The sequence below is a fragment of the Pseudoroseicyclus sp. H15 genome (genome assembly GCF_054353345.1).
Genome location: NZ_JBTHJE010000001.1, coordinates 339,026 through 353,983 on the forward strand (window position 1 = coordinate 339,026; position 14,958 = coordinate 353,983).

Here is a 14,958-nt window from a genome sequence, read left to right on the forward strand (position 1 = left end):
CTGCCCCTACCCGACCTTCACGGCCGCCATGACGGCCATGTTGAGGATGTCGTTCACGTTGCTCAGCGTCGAGCAGATCTGGATCGGCTTGTCGATGCCGGTGAGGATCGGCCCGATCACCGTCGCCCCCGCCATCTCCTGCATCAGCTTGACCGAGATCGAGGCGGAGTGCCGCGCCGGTACCACCAGCACGTTGGCCGGGCCGGTGAGGCGCGAGAACGGGTAGTTCTCGGCCGAGCGCGGGTTCAGCGCCACGTCCACTGCCATCTCGCCCTCGAACTCGAAATCCACCCCGCGCCGCTCCAGCTCCAGCGGGGCGCGATGCATCTTCTCCGACCGTTCCGAGACGGGGTAGCCGAAGGTCGAGAACGAGACGAAGGCGACGCGCGGCACAAGGCCGAGATGCTTCGCCACTGCCGCGCCGCGCTCGGCGATATCGGCGAGATCGCCTTCCTCGGGCCATTCATGCACCAGCGTATCGGCGATCAGCACGATGCGGCCCTTGTGCATGAGCGCGGAAACACCGACGGCGCCATCATGCGGGCCGGCGTTGAAGACGTGGTTGATCAGCTCCAGCACATGCGCGCTCTTGCGGGTAGCGCCGGTGACCATGCCGTCGGCATGTCCATGCGCCAGCATCAGCGCGGCAAAGACGTGCCTGTCGCGCGCGGCGAGGCGGTGAATGTCCTGCGCGTCGTGGCCCTTGCGCTGCAGGCGGTTGTAAAGGAAATCCTTGTAGGTCTCGAGCTGGTCGGTGATCGCCGCATTGACGATCTGCAGCTCGCCCACCGCATCGCCCATCCCGGCGGCGCCGAGCTTCTCGGCCACATCGGATTCGCGCCCCACCACCACGGCCCGGCCAAGGCCGGAGCGCTGGAAGTTGACGGCAGCGCGCAGCACGCGCGGATCGTCGCCCTCGGCGAAGACGATCTTCGCCTGCGCCGCCCGGGCGCGGGCATAGAGGCCGCGAAGCACGCTCGCCGTCGGGTCCATCCGCGCCATGAGCGCCTGCTCATAGCTCTCCATATCGATGATCGGGCGGCGCGCGACGCCGGTGGCCATGCCGGCGCGGGCGACGGCGGGCGGGATCTTGTGGATCAGCCGGGGGTCGAAGGGCGTCGGGATGATGTAATCGCGCCCGAAGGTCAGGTTGCGGCCATAGGCCAGCGCCACCTGGTCGGGCACATCCTCGCGCGCCAGCGCCGCGAGGGCCTGCGCACAGGCAATCTTCATATCGTCGTTGATGGCGCGGGCGTGTATATCCAGCGCCCCGCGGAAGAGGTAGGGGAAGCCGAGGACGTTGTTGACCTGGTTGGGGTAGTCGGAGCGCCCGGTGGCGACGATGGCATCCTCGCGAACTTCGTGCGCCTCCTCCGGCGTGATCTCGGGGTCGGGGTTGGCCATGGCGAAGATCACCGGGTCCGGCGCCATGCTGGCCACCATCTCACGCGTAACGGCGCCCTTGACGGAAACGCCGAGGAAGACATCGGCCCCCTCCATCGCCTCGGCGAGGCTGCGCTTGTCGGTCACCGCGGCATGCGCCGATTTCCACTGGTTCATGCCCTCGGTGCGGCCCTGATAGATGACGCCCTTGGTGTCGCACATGATGCAATTGTCGGGCGTGGCGCCCATCGACTTGATGAGCTCCAGGCAGGCGATCCCCGCCGCGCCGGCGCCGTTGAGCACGATGCGGACGTCCTCGATCTTCTTGCCCGAGAGGTGCAGCGCGTTGATGAGCCCCGCGGCGCAGATCACCGCCGTTCCATGCTGGTCGTCATGGAAGACGGGGATGTCCATCTCCTCCTTCAGGCGCTGCTCGATGATGAAGCACTCGGGCGCCTTGATATCCTCGAGGTTGATGCCCCCGAAGGACGGACCCATCAGGCGGACGGCGTCGCAGAAGGCGTCCGCGTCCTCGGTGTCGAGCTCCAGGTCGATGGAGTTGATGTCGGCGAAGCGCTTGAAGAGCACCGACTTGCCTTCCATCACCGGCTTGGAGGCCAGCGCGCCGAGGTTGCCGAGGCCGAGCACCGCCGTGCCGTTGGAGATGACGGCGACGAGATTGCCCTTGTTGGTGTAGTCGTAGGCCGTCTCCGGGTTCTCGGCGATGGCCTCGCAGGGGATGGCGACGCCGGGGGAATAGGCGAGGCTGAGGTCCCGCTGGGTGGTCATCGGCACGGTGGCCGTCACCTCCCATTTGCCGGGCGTCGGCTCCATGTGGAACGTCAGCGCGTCTTCGCGCGTGAAACGCGGCTTGGCCATGTGGGGCTCCTCCGTTTGCCAACCACTCCATAGCCAGAACGATCTAGAACCGCGAGCATCGGTCAAAAAATTGTTCAAGCTTTCGACTTGCCACAGAGTCAGGCTTGACTCATAGTCAGAGACTAGATAGCGGAACCGATTCGGAGGAAGAGATGGAGTTGCTTTTTTCGATCTTCGTGGTTGCGTTGGCGATTGTGACAGTCTTTTCCATCGTTCTTTCTTGGACAATTATCCGCGCCGGAAGGCATCGATTTGAGGAAGCTCAACGACTCCAAGGAGACTTATCTTCCGTCAGCCAAGGAAAGGTCAAACCATCCTTTGAAGTCGGCAATGATCCTAGAGTTGTAGAAGGGATGGAGCAGGATAGTTCCGGGGTGGTAGTGCGGAATACCCGCCTTTCAGACGACTATTTAAAGAGTATTTTCGGAAGCTGATGACCGATACATATGTCGGCTGGGTACCTACCGTAACTGGAAATCTGTCCTTCTCGATTATTGGCACGGGCCGAAGTCCAAAAAAACTCTACAAGACTTATCGCACCGTCGATAAGCACAAATATACTTTGGCCGCCCAAGTCAGGCGCACCTCAGATAGAGTTACACTGAACCCTTATGCGCCGCTAAGGCATATCTTTATTTTTGCCGCATATTCATCCGAAACACAGAAACACTTTTTAAATTCTGGCAAAGTTTTCATAGTTCCAGAAGAGGAATCTAACCCGTTGTCTCGGTGTCTTAGCGTACGCGGAAGCCTTCTCGATGCTGCATCTAAATAGGAGCTCCGACGATGTGCCTGTGTACCTAAATGGGCCGGTAAAGGAGTCTCTTGCGTCAGCGCTTTCAGAGGCCGAAGTTTACGAGTCAAAGTCTGCATCTAGGACATTCTTTGACTATGCCCTTCCCCTCTTCGGTGCAGTCTTAGCTTTATTATCATTGCCAGTTGGTGCGATCCCTGATGAAGATCCTGGAAGCCAAGCCAACGCCTTCAATAATTTTGTCGGGGCCCTACGGAGTTATCCATTCGTTTTCGTTGCAGCTCCACTCATTCCGTTTCTCGTTCGATACACGGCATCCAAGTCACCGTTGTCGCGGTGGCGTAGCCTTCAAAGAGTCTTGATAGGAATTGGTTTCTCTGCGTCCGTATTGTTCTCAGTTTCTATCTCAATGACTCTAGCTTCTTTGTTATTGCTCTCTCTGAACTACTTCTCTCTCTAGGGTCGGTTTACCCTTTCGCCCGCCTGCCCCGCGCCCTACTCTGCCGCCTCGACCGGGAGCACGGGCAAAGGGGGCAGGCATGAGCGCAGACGGCGCCACGCCGATGATGGCGCAATATCTGGAGATCAAGGAGAGCCAGCCCGGCGCCCTCCTCTTCTACCGGATGGGCGACTTCTACGAGATGTTCTTCGACGACGCGATCGCCGCCGCCGAGGCGCTCGACATCGCGCTCACCAAGCGGGGCAAGCACCTCGGCGAGGATATCGCCATGTGCGGCGTGCCCGTCCACGCCGCCGAGGGCTACCTTCTGCAACTCATCCGCAAGGGCTTCCGCGTCGCCATCGCTGAGCAGATGGAGGACCCGGCGGAGGCCAAGAAGCGCGGCTACAAGGCGGTCGTGAAACGCGAGGTGGTGCGGCTGGTGACCCCCGGCACGCTCTCCGAAGAGGCGCTGCTGGATGCGCGGCGCCACAACTTCCTCGCCGCCTTCGCCGAGGTCCGCGATGACGGCGCCCTCGCCTGGGTCGACATGTCGACCGGCGGCTTCTGGGTGACAACCTGCGCGCCCTCGCGGCTGGCGCCGGAGCTCGCCCGCCTCGGCCCCCGCGAGGTGCTGATGGCCGAGGGGGTCGAGGCGCCCTACGCGGGCCTCGTAGAGGAGGCCGGCGCGGCGCTGACGCCGGTGCACAAGGGCACCTTCGACAGCACCGCCGGCGAGCGGCGGCTCTGCGGGCTCTTCAACGTCACCTCGCTGGAGGGCTTCGGCGCCTTCACCCGCGCGGAGATCGCCGCGATGGCGGCGTTGGCGGAGTATCTCGACCTCACCCAGCGCGGCCAGATGCCGCTCCTCCGCCCGCCGCAGCGCGAGCGGGCCGGGGCGATGATGCAGATCGATGCCGCGACCCGCCGCTCGCTGGAACTGACCCATGCGACGGGCGGCGGCCGCGCCGGCTCTCTTCTCGCCTGCATCGACCGCAGCGTCACCGCCGCCGGGGCGCGCCTGCTGGAGCGGCGGCTCTCGGCGCCCTCCTGCGACCTCGCCACCATCCATGCCCGGCAGGCCGGCGTGGCGGCACTGGTGGAGGCCGGCGGGCTCCGCCGCGACCTGCGCGAGCGGCTGCGGGCGGTGCATGACATCGACCGGGCGCTCTCGCGGCTATCGCTGGGCCGGGCTGGCCCGCGTGACCTCGCGGCCATCCGCGATTCCGTGGCGGAGGCGGGGCGGCTCGCCGAACGGCTCGACGGCGAGGAACTGCCGGAGGAGCTCGCGCAGGCGGCGGGCGCGCTGACGGGGATGGAGGAGCTGGGCGAGCTGCTCGACGCCGCCCTGATCGCCGAGCCGCCGCTGCTGGCGCGCGATGGCGGCTTCACCGCGCAAGGCTTCGACGAGGAGCTCGACGAGGCCCGCACCCTTCGCGACGAGGGGCGCGGCGTGATCGCCGGAATGCAGGCGGAGTATGCCGAGCGCTCCGGCGTGAGCGCGTTGAAGATCAAGCACAACAACGTGCTGGGCTATTTCATCGAGGTGACCGCGACGCATGAAGCGAAGATGCGGGCGCTTCCGGAGGTGTTCATCCACCGCCAGACGACCGCCAGCCAGGTTCGCTTCACGACGGTCGAGCTGAACGAGCTGGAGACGCGCATCCTCAACGCCGGGGGCCGGGCGCTGGAGCTGGAAAAGCGCATCTTCACCCGTCTGAGCGAGGCGGTTCTGGCCGAGGCCGGCCCGCTCGGCACCCTCGCCCGCGCATTGGCGGAGATCGACCTCGCCGCCGGGCTGGCCGAGCTGGCGGCGGCCGAGGATTGGGCCCGCCCGGTGCTGGAAGACAGCCGCGCCTTCGAGATCACCGCCGGGCGCCACCCCGTGGTGGCGGAGGCGCTGCGGCGCGAGGGCAAGCCCTTCGTCGCCAATGATTGCGGGCTGAGCGAGGCGGCGATCTGGCTGCTGACCGGGCCGAACATGGCGGGGAAATCCACCTTCCTGCGGCAGAACGCGCTCATCGCCATCCTCGCCCAGATCGGCGCCTATGTGCCGGCGGAGGCGGCCTGTATCGGGCTGGTGTCGCAGATCTTCTCCCGCGTGGGCGCGTCGGATGATCTCGCGAGGGGCCGCTCGACCTTTATGGTCGAGATGGTGGAGACGGCGGCGATTCTCCACCAGGCCGACGACCGGGCACTGGTGATCCTCGACGAGATCGGGCGCGGCACGGCAACGTGGGACGGGCTCTCCATCGCCTGGGCGGTGCTGGAGCACCTGCAGGCCGTGAACCGCTGCCGGGGCATCTTCGCGACCCATTACCACGAGCTGGCAGCGCTGGCCGGGCGGCTGGATGGGGTGGAGAACGCCCATGTCGCGGTGCGCGAATGGGAGGGCGACGTGATCTTCCTGCACGAGGTGCAGGAGGGCGCGGCGGAAAGCTCCTACGGGGTACAGGTCGCCCGGCTCGCGGGCCTGCCAGAAGCGGCGGTGGCGCGCGCCCGCGACGTCTTGAAGGCGCTGGAGGAAGGCGAGCGGGAGGGCGGCGCCTCGGCGGCTCTGATCGACGATCTCCCGCTGTTCGCCGCGGCCCCGCCGCCGGCCCCAAAACCCGCAGCGCGGGAAAGCGACGTGGAGGCCGCGCTGAGAGACGTGCTCCCCGACGAGCTGACCCCTCGCGAGGCGCTGGATCTGGTCTACCGGCTCAAAGGCTTGCTGTAAGGCGGGCTTCGCTGGCCAACCACCATCACGGACGGAGATGCCGAAGGGGGCTGTCTGCCCCCTCTTGGCCTTTGGCCAATTCACCCCCGAGGATATTTCGCAGTCGAAGAAAGCCGGCCTGCCGTAATTGCGACAGACCGGCCTCTTCGACTGCGGTCATCGGCGTCCCCGCCTGTACCGCCCTGTCAGGATGACCCAACAGGCTTAATGATAGATGAACGTGGAAGAGGCCCAACGGGGCCCCCTTCGACTGTCAAATATCCCGGGGTCCGGGGCAGCGCCCCGGGGGTGCCGCCGGGACAGGCACCCGGGTCAGTTCGCCGGCGTTGACGACACGCCCACCTGGGCGGCGCGCAGGAGGCGGCCCTGAAGGGTGAATCCGGCGCCCATGACCTGAATGATATCGCCGGCGCGGGTGTTCGGCACGGGTGCCTCGAACATCGCTTCGTGCACCTTGGGGTCGAAGCGGTCGCCCACTTCGGGCGTGACCTGCTCGATGCCGTGCTTGCCGAAGGTATCGAGCAGCGCGCGCATCGTCAGCTCGATGCCTTCGACGAGCGGGGCGTTGTCCTTCTTCAGCTCATCGCCCACCGCGTCGAGCGCGCGGGAGAGATTGTCGTAGATGGGCAGCAGATCGCCGGCGAGGCGGGAGGCGCCGTAGGCCTCGCCGTCGCGGCGGGCGCGGTCGGCGCGCTTGCGGGCGTTCTCGGCATCGGCGAGGGCGCGCACGAAGCGGTCCTTGTACTCGTCGCGCTCGGCGGCGAGCGCCTGAAGCTCGGCATTGCCGCCTTCCTCCTCGGCCTCGGCCCCCGCTTCGCGGGCAGCGTCGATCGCGGCTTGCTCGGCCTCGATCTCTTCGGCCTCGGCGGCGAGATCGTCGAGGCTCTGCGGCTCGGGGTTCTTGCTCGACATAACGTCCTCTTGTCTTGTCAGGCCCGCCCGGCGAGCAGGCGCCCGACGAGCTGTGCGGTATAATCTACAATGGGTACGATCCGGCCGTAGTTCAGCCGGGTTGGCCCGATGATACCAACCGCACCTATGATCTTACGGTCGGCGTTCATATAGGGAGAAACCACCAGAGAGCTACCCGAAAGTGAAAAGAGCTTGTTCTCCGAACCGATGAAAATGCGCACCCCTTCGCCGCCCTCGGCGAGCTCGAGGAAGGAGGCGATGTCCTGCTTGCGCTCCAGATCGTCAAAGAGCAGGCGAATGCGCTCGAGATCGGCCTCGGAGGCGGCCTCGTCGGAGAGCAGGTTCCCCCTGCCCCGGACGATGAGCCGGTCGGGCACGCCCTCGGCCACGGCCCAGCTGGCAAGACCGGATTCCACCAGACTCGCGGCGAGCGAATCGATTTCGGCGCGGCGGGTGGCGATCTCCTGACCGATGGCGCCGCGCAGCTCGCTGAGGCCGCGACCCTGCGCAATGGCAGAGACGAAATTGGCCGCCTCACGCAGGCTTGACGGGGTCTGGCCGGGCGGCGGGGTGAAAAGACGGTTTTCGACATGGCCATCGGCGAAGACGAGCACCACGAGTGCCCGGTCAGGCGCGAGTGACAGGAACTCAACGTGGCGGATCGGCGCCTCGTGCTTGGGCGCCAGCACCAGCGACGCGCCGCGGGTGAGGCCGGAGAGCGCGGAGCCGACACGGTCGAGCAGCGCCGGCACCTGCTGCTCGGGGCCAATCGCCGCGCCGTCGAGCAGCTGGCGGTCTTCGCCGCCCAGGTCGGACATCTCCAGCAGGCCGTCGACGAAGAGCCGCAGCCCCGCCTCGGTGGGCATGCGCCCGGCCGAGACATGGGGCGAGCCGAGGAGTCCGAGGTATTCCAGATCCTGCATCGTGTTGCGGATGGTGGCCGCGGACACCTGTTCGCTCAGCTGACGGGTCAGCGAGCGGGAGCCGACGGGCGCGCCGGTTTCGAGATAGGTCTCCACCACGCGGCGAAAGACCTCGCGCGAGCGGTCGGAGAGTTCCTGGATGTTCGGGCTCGTGTCCTGCATGGCGCTTTGCCCCCTTGCGGGTCGGAGACATTAAACCTGCCCCACTGGGAGCGTCAATGCGGGCGGGGGCCGCGCCCGGCGCGGAGGGTTGGAATTCAGCGTGCCGCGGCGTATTGCGCGGCCAACAAGTCAAGGAGAATGCGATGCGCCCGTCTGGCCGAGCGAATGACGAAATGCGGCAGGTGTCGATCGAGACCGGCGTGAACGCCCATGCCGAGGGCTCTTGCCTGATCCGCGTGGGCCGCACGCAGGTGATCTGCACGGCAACGGTGGAAGACCGGGCGCCCTCGTTCCTCAAGGGCTCTGGCCTGGGCTGGGTGACGGCGGAATACGGCATGCTGCCGCGCGCGACCAACACGCGGATGCGGCGCGAGGCGAAGACCAGCCAGGGCGGCCGCACGCAGGAAATCCAGCGCCTGATCGGGCGGAGCCTGCGGGCCGGGGTTGACCGGGTGGCACTTGGCGAGCGGCAGATCGTGGTGGATTGCGATGTGATCCAGGCGGATGGCGGCACGCGCTGCGCCTCGATCACCGGCGGCTGGGTTGCGCTGCGGCTGGCCGTGAACCGGCTGATGAAGGCTGGGATCGTAACGACCGACCCGTTGCATAAGCCGGTAAGCGCCGTGAGCTGCGGGATCTACGCCGGCCAGCCGGTGCTGGACCTCGACTACCCCGAGGACAGCGAGGCGGGTGTCGATGGGAATTTCATCCTCTGCGGCGACCGTCTGGTCGAAGTGCAGATGAGCGCCGAGGGCGCCACCTTCAGCCGCGACGAGATGGGCAAGCTGCTCGACCTCGCCGAAGCCGGCTGCGGGGCGCTGGCAGAGGCGCAGCTTCAAGCGGCGACCGATGCGCAGGTTTGAGGGCGACGCGCTTTTGATCGCCACCCATAACGGCGGCAAGCTGGCGGAGATGCGCGAGCTCTTGGCGCCTTACGGGGTGCGCGTGAGCAGCAATGCCGACCATGGGCTGCCGGAGCCGGAGGAGACGGAAGAGACCTTCGTGGGCAACGCGCGCATCAAGGCGCGCGCCGCCGTCTCCGCGACGGGCCTCCCTGCCCTTGCCGATGATTCCGGCATCGAGGTGGAGGCGCTTGGCGGCGCCCCCGGCGTGCATACCGCCGACTGGGCCGAGACACCCTCTGGCCGCGATTTCGTGATGGCGATGACACGGACCTGGGAGGAGCTGGAGCGGATCGACGCGCCGGAGCCCCGGCGCGCGACCTTCTGCTGCACGCTGGTTCTGGCCTGGCCCGATGGGCACGAGGAGGTCTTCGAGGGCCGCATGCCGGGGCGGATCGTCTGGCCCATGCGGGGCGCGACCGGACACGGCTATGACCCGATCTTCCAGCCCGAGGGCCATGAGATGACCTTTGGCGAGATGGATCCCGCGGAGAAGAACCGCATTTCGCACCGGGCGCGAGCCTTTGCGGCGCTGGTTGAGGGCTGCTTTGGCGGATGATTGGCGCGAAGGAGGCTTCGGCCTCTACGTGCACTGGCCTTTCTGCCAGGCCAAATGCCCATATTGCGACTTCAACTCCCATGTGGTCTCCGCCGTCGACCAGACCCGCTGGGCCGACGCCTTCGAAGCCGAGATCGCCCGCTACGGAGCGGAGACGGGCCGGCGGGTGCTGGGCTCGATCTTCTTCGGGGGCGGCACGCCGAGCCTGATGCAGCCCGAGGTCGTCGCCCGGGTGATCGAAGCGGCGCGCGGCCAGTGGGACTTCGCCAACGACATCGAGATTTCGCTGGAGGCGAACCCGACGAGCGCAGAGGCGGCGCGGTTTGAGGGCTATCGCGCGGCGGGGGTGAATCGCCTCTCGATGGGCGTGCAGGCGCTGAACGATACTGATTTGCGGGCGTTGGGGCGGCTGCATTCGGCGGATGAGGCGATGGCCGCTTTCGGGATGGCGCGGGAGCTGTTCGGGCGCGTCTCGTTCGACCTGATCTATGCGCGCCAGAAGCAGACCGTCGCCGAGTGGGAGGCTGAGCTCGGGCGGGCGCTGAGCCTCGCGGTGGATCACCTGTCGCTCTACCAACTGACGATCGAGGACGGCACGGCCTTCGGGGCGCGCGCGCGGGCCGGGAAGTTAGCGGGGCTGCCGGGTGAGGATGCCTCAGACGAAATGTGGGATGTGACGCAGGCGCTGACCGAAGCCGCGGGCATGAGGGCCTATGAGACCTCGAACCACGCCGCCGAGGGCGCCGAGAGCCGTCACAACCTGATCTATTGGCGGAGCGGTGACTGGGTGGGTGTGGGCCCCGGTGCGCATGGGCGGCTGACGCTGGATGGGGCCCGCTGGGCGACGGAGACGGCGCTGCAGCCGGGTGCCTGGCTGGCCGCTGCGGAAGCCGGTCGCGGCGAGGCTCAGCGCGAGGCGTTGGGGCAGCAGGAGCGGCTAGAGGAGCTGTTGCTCATGGGTCTGCGGCTGAGCGAAGGCGTGGATTGGGCGCGGGCCGAGCGGCTCGGTGGCGCTGATTTATCCAGAAATATCAGATATTTGGAAGAAATCGGCATGGTGGAGATGCCCGGCGGGCGACTGCGCGCCACCTCCGCCGGCCGCCCGGTACTGAACGCCGTTCTTCGCCAGCTTCTGGGCTGAGATCAGCCGCCGCCGAGGGCGCGGAGCAGGTCGTCGAGCTGATCCAGATCGCGGTAGTGCAGCGCCAAGGTGCCACCTTCGGTGCCCGGCTTGTGGGTGATCGAGACGCCCATCTTCAGCTGCGCGGCAAGCTCGGCCTCGATTGCCTTGGTGTCGGCATCCTTCTCACCCGCCTCGCGGGCCTGGCGTGGCTTCGGCGGGGTCAGGCCCTGCTTGACCAGCCGCTCGGTCGCGCGGACAGACAGGCCGCCCTGCAGGATGCGGCGGGCAAGCGCCGAGGCGTCGGCATGGCCGACGAGGCAGCGGGCGTGACCGGCGGAGAGCGTGCCCTCGGTCAGATGGGCCTGCACATCCTCGGGCAGCGTCAGAAGGCGCAGGAGGTTGGCGATATAGGGGCGCGACTTGCCGAGCGCCGTGGCCATCTGCTCTTGCGTATGGCCGAAGCGATCCATCAGGGCACGGTAGCCGGCGGCCTCGTCGATGGGGTTGAGGTCGGCGCGCTGGATGTTCTCGATGATAGCGATCTCGAGCACGTCGGATTCGGAATACTCCCGCACCAGCACGGGCAGCTCGTGCAGACGGGCGAGTTGCGCCGCGCGCCAGCGGCGCTCCCCCGCGACGATCTGATAGTCGCCGGGGTGGCCGGGATCCGGCCGCACGATGAGCGGCTGGATGATGCCGCGGCGGGCGACGGAATCGGCGAGCTCGCGCAATTCGGCCTCGTCGAAGTGGCGGCGCGGCTGATCAGGATTGGCGCGCACACGCTCGATCGGCACATGCGTGTCGGGCTTGCGAGGGGTCTTCGCCTCTTCGCTTGTGGCGGGCGAGACATCGGCCATCAGGGCAGAGAGGCCGCGCCCGAGGCCGCGGGTTTTCGGCTTGGCGAGAGGCTTCTCGGCGGGGGTCTCGTTGTCGGACATCAGCCCTCCTTGCCCGTCTCGCGGGCGATCAGTTCTGCGGCCAAGGCGCGATAGGCGAATGCGCCGGTGGAATTGCTGTCGTACTCCAGCACCGGGCGCGCGAAAGACGGCGCCTCGCTGAGCCGGACATTGCGGGGGATCACCGTCTCGAACACCAGCTCGCCGAGGTTCTCGCGCGCATCTTCCTCGACCTGGCTGGCGAGGTTGTTGCGGCGGTCGACCATGGTGAGCACGACGCCCTCGATGCGCAGATCCGGGTTGGGGCCCGCGCGAAGCTCTCGCACCGTCAGCATGAGTTGGGAGAGGCCCTCAAGCGCGTAGAATTCGGCTTGGAGAGGGACGAGAAGCGCGTCTGCCGCGACCAAGGCGTTGAGGGTGAGCAGGCTAAGGGCGGGCGGACAATCGATGAGGATCATGTCGAAATCGGTGTCTTCGGGGCGCAGGGCCTGGCGCAGCAGGCGCATACGATTGTCGTTGTTTATCAGGTCGATATCGGCCGACGAGAGATCCGTCGTCGCCGGGATGACCGATAGATTAGGGAAGGTCGTGGGCCGCGCTGCCGCCGCCAGATCGGCCTCTCCGATGAGGAGGTCGTAGGTATTCACCTCTCGGTCGTCGCGCTCGATACCGAGGCCGGTGGAGGCGTTGCCCTGCGGATCGAGATCGACAAGAAGCACGCGCCGCCCCTGTTCTGCCAGCCCGGCTCCCAGGTTGATCGCCGTGGTCGTCTTGCCGACGCCGCCCTTCTGGTTTGCGATGGCAATGATGCGGGCGCCGGCTTCAGGCACGTCGGATCCTTTCGAGGATGAGGAGGGTCGCGTCCGCATCAGTCTTACTGGGCACCCGGGTGAGATCAAAGACCCACCCGCGCATCGCGGCCTCGATTTCCTCCTTGGCGCGGCGGCCTTTTGGCAGAATGGCGCGGCCACCTTCAGCCAGGTGCGGAGTGAGGAGGTTTAGCAGCTCGGGCAAAGGCTTGAGAGCGCGGGCGGAGACGACGTCGGCGCTCAGCGGGGGCGTTGTCTCGATGCGGGTGGCGTGGATCTTCGGGGTGAGGGAGAGCTCGCGGGCCGCCTGGCGGAGGAAGGTCGCCTTCCGCTGGTCGGACTCTACGAGGGTCATTTGGGCGCTGGGAGCGCGCTCGGCGGCGAGGATGGCGATCACCATGCCAGGCAATCCCCCACCAGAGCCGAAGTCGGCCCAGTGGGTGAAGTCCGGCGGTGCGAGATCGAATAGCTGCGCAGAATCAAGGATATGGCGCTTCCAGACTTCTGACTGGGTGCCAGGGGCAATCAGGTTGATGCGGGATGTCCATTTCAGCAGGAGCGCGCTGAAGGCCTCCAGCCGCTCCTGTGTTTCACGTGAAACATCGAGGTTGCCCTGAGCCGTCACGCGATCTGCGCCTTCTCCAGCCGCTTGAGGCGGGCGGTCAGAAGCATGAGCGCAGCGGGCGTCATCCCCTCCATCCGCGAGGCCTGAGCGATGGAGGCCGGGCGAGCGCGCTGCAGCTTCTGTTTGAGCTCGTTGGAGAGACCTTCGATCGGCGCATAATCGAACGTCGCCGGGATTTCGAGAGCTTCGTCGCGACGCATCGCGGCGATGTCACGGGACTGACGTTCGAGGTAGTGCATATAGAGGGCGTCGCGCTTGAGCTGCTTCTGGATGGGCGGTGGAATGTCGCCCAATTCCGGAGCAAGCGTAAGGAGTTGCGGAAAGTCGGCGTCGGCGAGAGAGAGCATCTCCATCGCGTTGCGGCTCTCCTTCTCGGGGTTCAGGTTGGCGCCGGTGCCGGCAATGGCACGGGCCGTGAGCGAGACGCTCTCGAGCCGAGTGCGTCCTTCAGTGAGTGCCGCGGCCTTCGTCTCGAAGCTCTCCCAGCGCGCATCGCCGACGCAACCAGCATCGCGGCCGACGGGCGTGAGCCGCTGATCGGCATTGTCCGCCCTAAGCGAAAGTCGGAACTCGGCGCGAGAGGTGAACATCCGGTAGGGCTCGGTGACGCCATGCGTGATGAGATCGTCGATCATCACACCGATGTAGGAGGTCGAGCGGGTGAACAGCAGCTGCTCGCCGTGGTGAGCCCGACGCGCAGCGTTCAGCCCGGCCACGAGGCCCTGTGCTGCCGCTTCCTCGTACCCTGTCGTGCCGTTGATCTGGCCCGCGAGGTAGAGCCCCGGCAGAGCCTTCAGCCCGAGCCCGGCATCGAGCGCCCGGGGGTCGACGTAGTCGTACTCGATGGCATATCCCGGCTTCAGGACGACGGCCTGCTCCAGACCGGCGATTGAGTGCACATAGTCCTCCTGCACATCGGCGGGAAGCGAAGTGGAGATGCCGTTGGGATAGACTTGATGGGTCTCAAGCCCTTCTGGTTCAAGGAAAATCTGATGCGACGTCTTTTCGGCGAAGCGCACGACCTTGTCCTCAATCGAGGGGCAATAGCGCGGCCCGATGCCGCCGATATGACCGCCGTACATGGCCGACCGGCTCAGATTTTCACGGATGATCTCGTGAGTTCGTTCGTTGGTTTGCGTGATGCCGCAGGCGACCTGCCGCGCAACTGGTGCGTCGGAGAGGAAGGAAAACATCGTCGGGTCGTCGTCACCCGGCTGCATCTCAAGCCCATCCCAGTTGATCGTGCGACCGTCCAGGCGCGGAGGTGTGCCCGTCTTGAGCCGCCCCATGGGAAGGCCGAGCGCATCAAGCCTCTCTCCCAGCCTCGTGGAGGGCGCCTCGCCTGCACGTCCGCCGGGCCGAGAGACATCGCCAATATGGATTACACCACGCAGGAAGGTCCCCGTCGTCAGCACCGCGGCGGAGCAGCCGATTTCAGAGCCGTCACCCAGGATCACACCTGTCACCTCGCCTTGGGTGACGATGAGATCGGTCACCTCCCCTTCAAGGATCGTCAGGCCGGGCATCTCGGTCAGCTCGCGCTGCATCCGCTCGGCATAGCGGGCCCGGTCAGACTGCGCGCGCGGCCCCTGCACCGCCGGGCCCTTCCGACGGTTGAGCAGGCGGAATTGGATGCCGGCGTAATCGGCCACCCGGCCCATCACGCCGTCCATAGCGTCGATCTCGCGTACGAGGTGGCCTTTGCCGAGACCACCGATAGCCGGGTTACACGACATGGCACCTATCGAGCTCGTCTTCAGCGTCACAAGCGCGACGTCAGCGCCCATGCGGGCCGCCGCATGGGCGGCTTCTGCCCCAGCATGGCCGCCGCCGATCACGATGACATCGAAGCGCTGTTTCACGTGAAACACTC

The 14,958-nt window shown here is 66.3% G+C and carries 12 protein-coding genes; 5 read left to right on the forward strand and 7 right to left on the reverse strand.

Going from position 1 to position 14,958, the window contains the following annotated elements:
- Positions 1-6: 6 nt before the first annotated feature.
- A complete protein-coding gene (locus tag ACXN5S_RS01540) occupies positions 7-2,262 on the reverse strand; it encodes an NADP-dependent malic enzyme (protein ID WP_458603621.1) in 2,256 nt (751 codons plus the stop codon).
- Between the two features lie 152 nt (positions 2,263-2,414).
- Between ACXN5S_RS01540 and ACXN5S_RS01545 the strand changes: the two genes are divergently transcribed.
- Positions 2,415-2,696: a hypothetical protein gene (locus tag ACXN5S_RS01545; RefSeq protein ID WP_458603622.1), complete on the forward strand. Its 282-nt coding sequence runs from the start codon at positions 2,415-2,417 to the stop codon at positions 2,694-2,696.
- 859 nt (positions 2,697-3,555) lie between these two features.
- Positions 3,556-6,174: a DNA mismatch repair protein MutS gene (mutS, locus tag ACXN5S_RS01550; RefSeq protein WP_458603623.1), complete on the forward strand. Its 2,619-nt coding sequence runs from the start codon at positions 3,556-3,558 to the stop codon at positions 6,172-6,174.
- 312 nt (positions 6,175-6,486) lie between these two features.
- Here mutS and ACXN5S_RS01555 read toward each other — a convergent pair whose 3' ends face one another.
- Positions 6,487-7,086, reverse strand: a complete 600-nt coding sequence (locus tag ACXN5S_RS01555) for a nucleotide exchange factor GrpE (RefSeq protein ID WP_458603624.1) — start codon at positions 7,084-7,086, stop codon at positions 6,487-6,489.
- A gap of 17 nt (positions 7,087-7,103) precedes the next feature.
- Positions 7,104-8,171 (reverse strand): heat-inducible transcriptional repressor HrcA, encoded by a 1,068-nt coding sequence (gene hrcA / locus ACXN5S_RS01560; protein WP_458603625.1) that lies wholly within the window; start codon positions 8,169-8,171, stop codon positions 7,104-7,106.
- Positions 8,172-8,314: 143 nt separating this feature from the next.
- On the opposite strand from hrcA, the gene rph reads away from it, so the two are divergent.
- The 3 genes from rph to hemW are packed head-to-tail and all read left to right on the forward strand — an operon-like array spanning position 8,315 to position 10,773.
- Positions 8,315-9,034: a ribonuclease PH gene (gene rph / locus ACXN5S_RS01565; RefSeq protein WP_458603626.1), complete on the forward strand. Its 720-nt coding sequence runs from the start codon at positions 8,315-8,317 to the stop codon at positions 9,032-9,034.
- Entirely contained in the window at positions 9,021-9,632 is a 612-nt protein-coding gene (gene rdgB, locus ACXN5S_RS01570) for an RdgB/HAM1 family non-canonical purine NTP pyrophosphatase (RefSeq protein WP_458603627.1), read from the forward strand. The genes rph and rdgB overlap by 14 nt, the downstream gene beginning before the upstream one ends.
- On the forward strand, positions 9,622-10,773 hold the full coding sequence (hemW, locus tag ACXN5S_RS01575; RefSeq protein ID WP_458603628.1) for a radical SAM family heme chaperone HemW: 1,152 nt from the start codon (positions 9,622-9,624) through the stop codon (positions 10,771-10,773). The genes rdgB and hemW overlap by 11 nt, the downstream gene beginning before the upstream one ends.
- Before the next feature lie 2 nt (positions 10,774-10,775).
- Here the strand turns inward: hemW and ACXN5S_RS01580 are convergent, their stop codons facing one another.
- The 4 genes from ACXN5S_RS01580 to mnmG are packed head-to-tail and all read right to left on the reverse strand — an operon-like array spanning position 10,776 to position 14,956.
- A complete protein-coding gene (locus ACXN5S_RS01580) occupies positions 10,776-11,693 on the reverse strand; it encodes a ParB/RepB/Spo0J family partition protein (RefSeq protein WP_458603629.1) in 918 nt (305 codons plus the stop codon).
- On the reverse strand, positions 11,693-12,520 hold the full coding sequence (locus ACXN5S_RS01585; RefSeq protein WP_458603630.1) for a ParA family protein: 828 nt from the start codon (positions 12,518-12,520) through the stop codon (positions 11,693-11,695). The genes ACXN5S_RS01580 and ACXN5S_RS01585 overlap by 1 nt, the downstream gene beginning before the upstream one ends.
- Positions 12,474-13,085 (reverse strand): 16S rRNA (guanine(527)-N(7))-methyltransferase RsmG, encoded by a 612-nt coding sequence (gene rsmG / locus ACXN5S_RS01590; RefSeq protein WP_458603631.1) that lies wholly within the window; start codon positions 13,083-13,085, stop codon positions 12,474-12,476. The genes ACXN5S_RS01585 and rsmG overlap by 47 nt, the downstream gene beginning before the upstream one ends.
- Positions 13,082-14,956 carry a tRNA uridine-5-carboxymethylaminomethyl(34) synthesis enzyme MnmG gene (gene mnmG / locus ACXN5S_RS01595; RefSeq protein ID WP_458603632.1) on the reverse strand — a complete coding sequence of 625 codons (1,875 nt, stop codon included), beginning with the start codon at positions 14,954-14,956 and terminating at the stop codon, positions 13,082-13,084. The genes rsmG and mnmG overlap by 4 nt, the downstream gene beginning before the upstream one ends.
- Between the last annotated feature and the right edge of the window lie 2 nt (positions 14,957-14,958).

What these genes read in the sequence shown, in the direction of transcription:
- ACXN5S_RS01545 (WP_458603622.1), top strand. Translation starts at nt 2,415, where the DNA reads ATGGAGTTGCTTTTTTCGATCTTCGTGGTTGCGTTGGCGATTGTGACA.
- ACXN5S_RS01540 (WP_458603621.1), bottom strand. Translation starts at nt 2,262, where the DNA reads ATGGCCAAGCCGCGTTTCACGCGCGAAGACGCGCTGACGTTCCACATG.
- ACXN5S_RS01555 (WP_458603624.1), bottom strand. Translation starts at nt 7,086, where the DNA reads ATGTCGAGCAAGAACCCCGAGCCGCAGAGCCTCGACGATCTCGCCGCC.
- ACXN5S_RS01580 (WP_458603629.1), bottom strand. Translation starts at nt 11,693, where the DNA reads ATGTCCGACAACGAGACCCCCGCCGAGAAGCCTCTCGCCAAGCCGAAA.
- rdgB (WP_458603627.1), top strand. Translation starts at nt 9,021, where the DNA reads ATGCGCAGGTTTGAGGGCGACGCGCTTTTGATCGCCACCCATAACGGC.
- ACXN5S_RS01585 (WP_458603630.1), bottom strand. Translation starts at nt 12,520, where the DNA reads ATGCGGACGCGACCCTCCTCATCCTCGAAAGGATCCGACGTGCCTGAA.
- hrcA (WP_458603625.1), bottom strand. Translation starts at nt 8,171, where the DNA reads ATGCAGGACACGAGCCCGAACATCCAGGAACTCTCCGACCGCTCGCGC.
- rph (WP_458603626.1), top strand. Translation starts at nt 8,315, where the DNA reads ATGCGCCCGTCTGGCCGAGCGAATGACGAAATGCGGCAGGTGTCGATC.
- mutS (WP_458603623.1), top strand. Translation starts at nt 3,556, where the DNA reads ATGAGCGCAGACGGCGCCACGCCGATGATGGCGCAATATCTGGAGATC.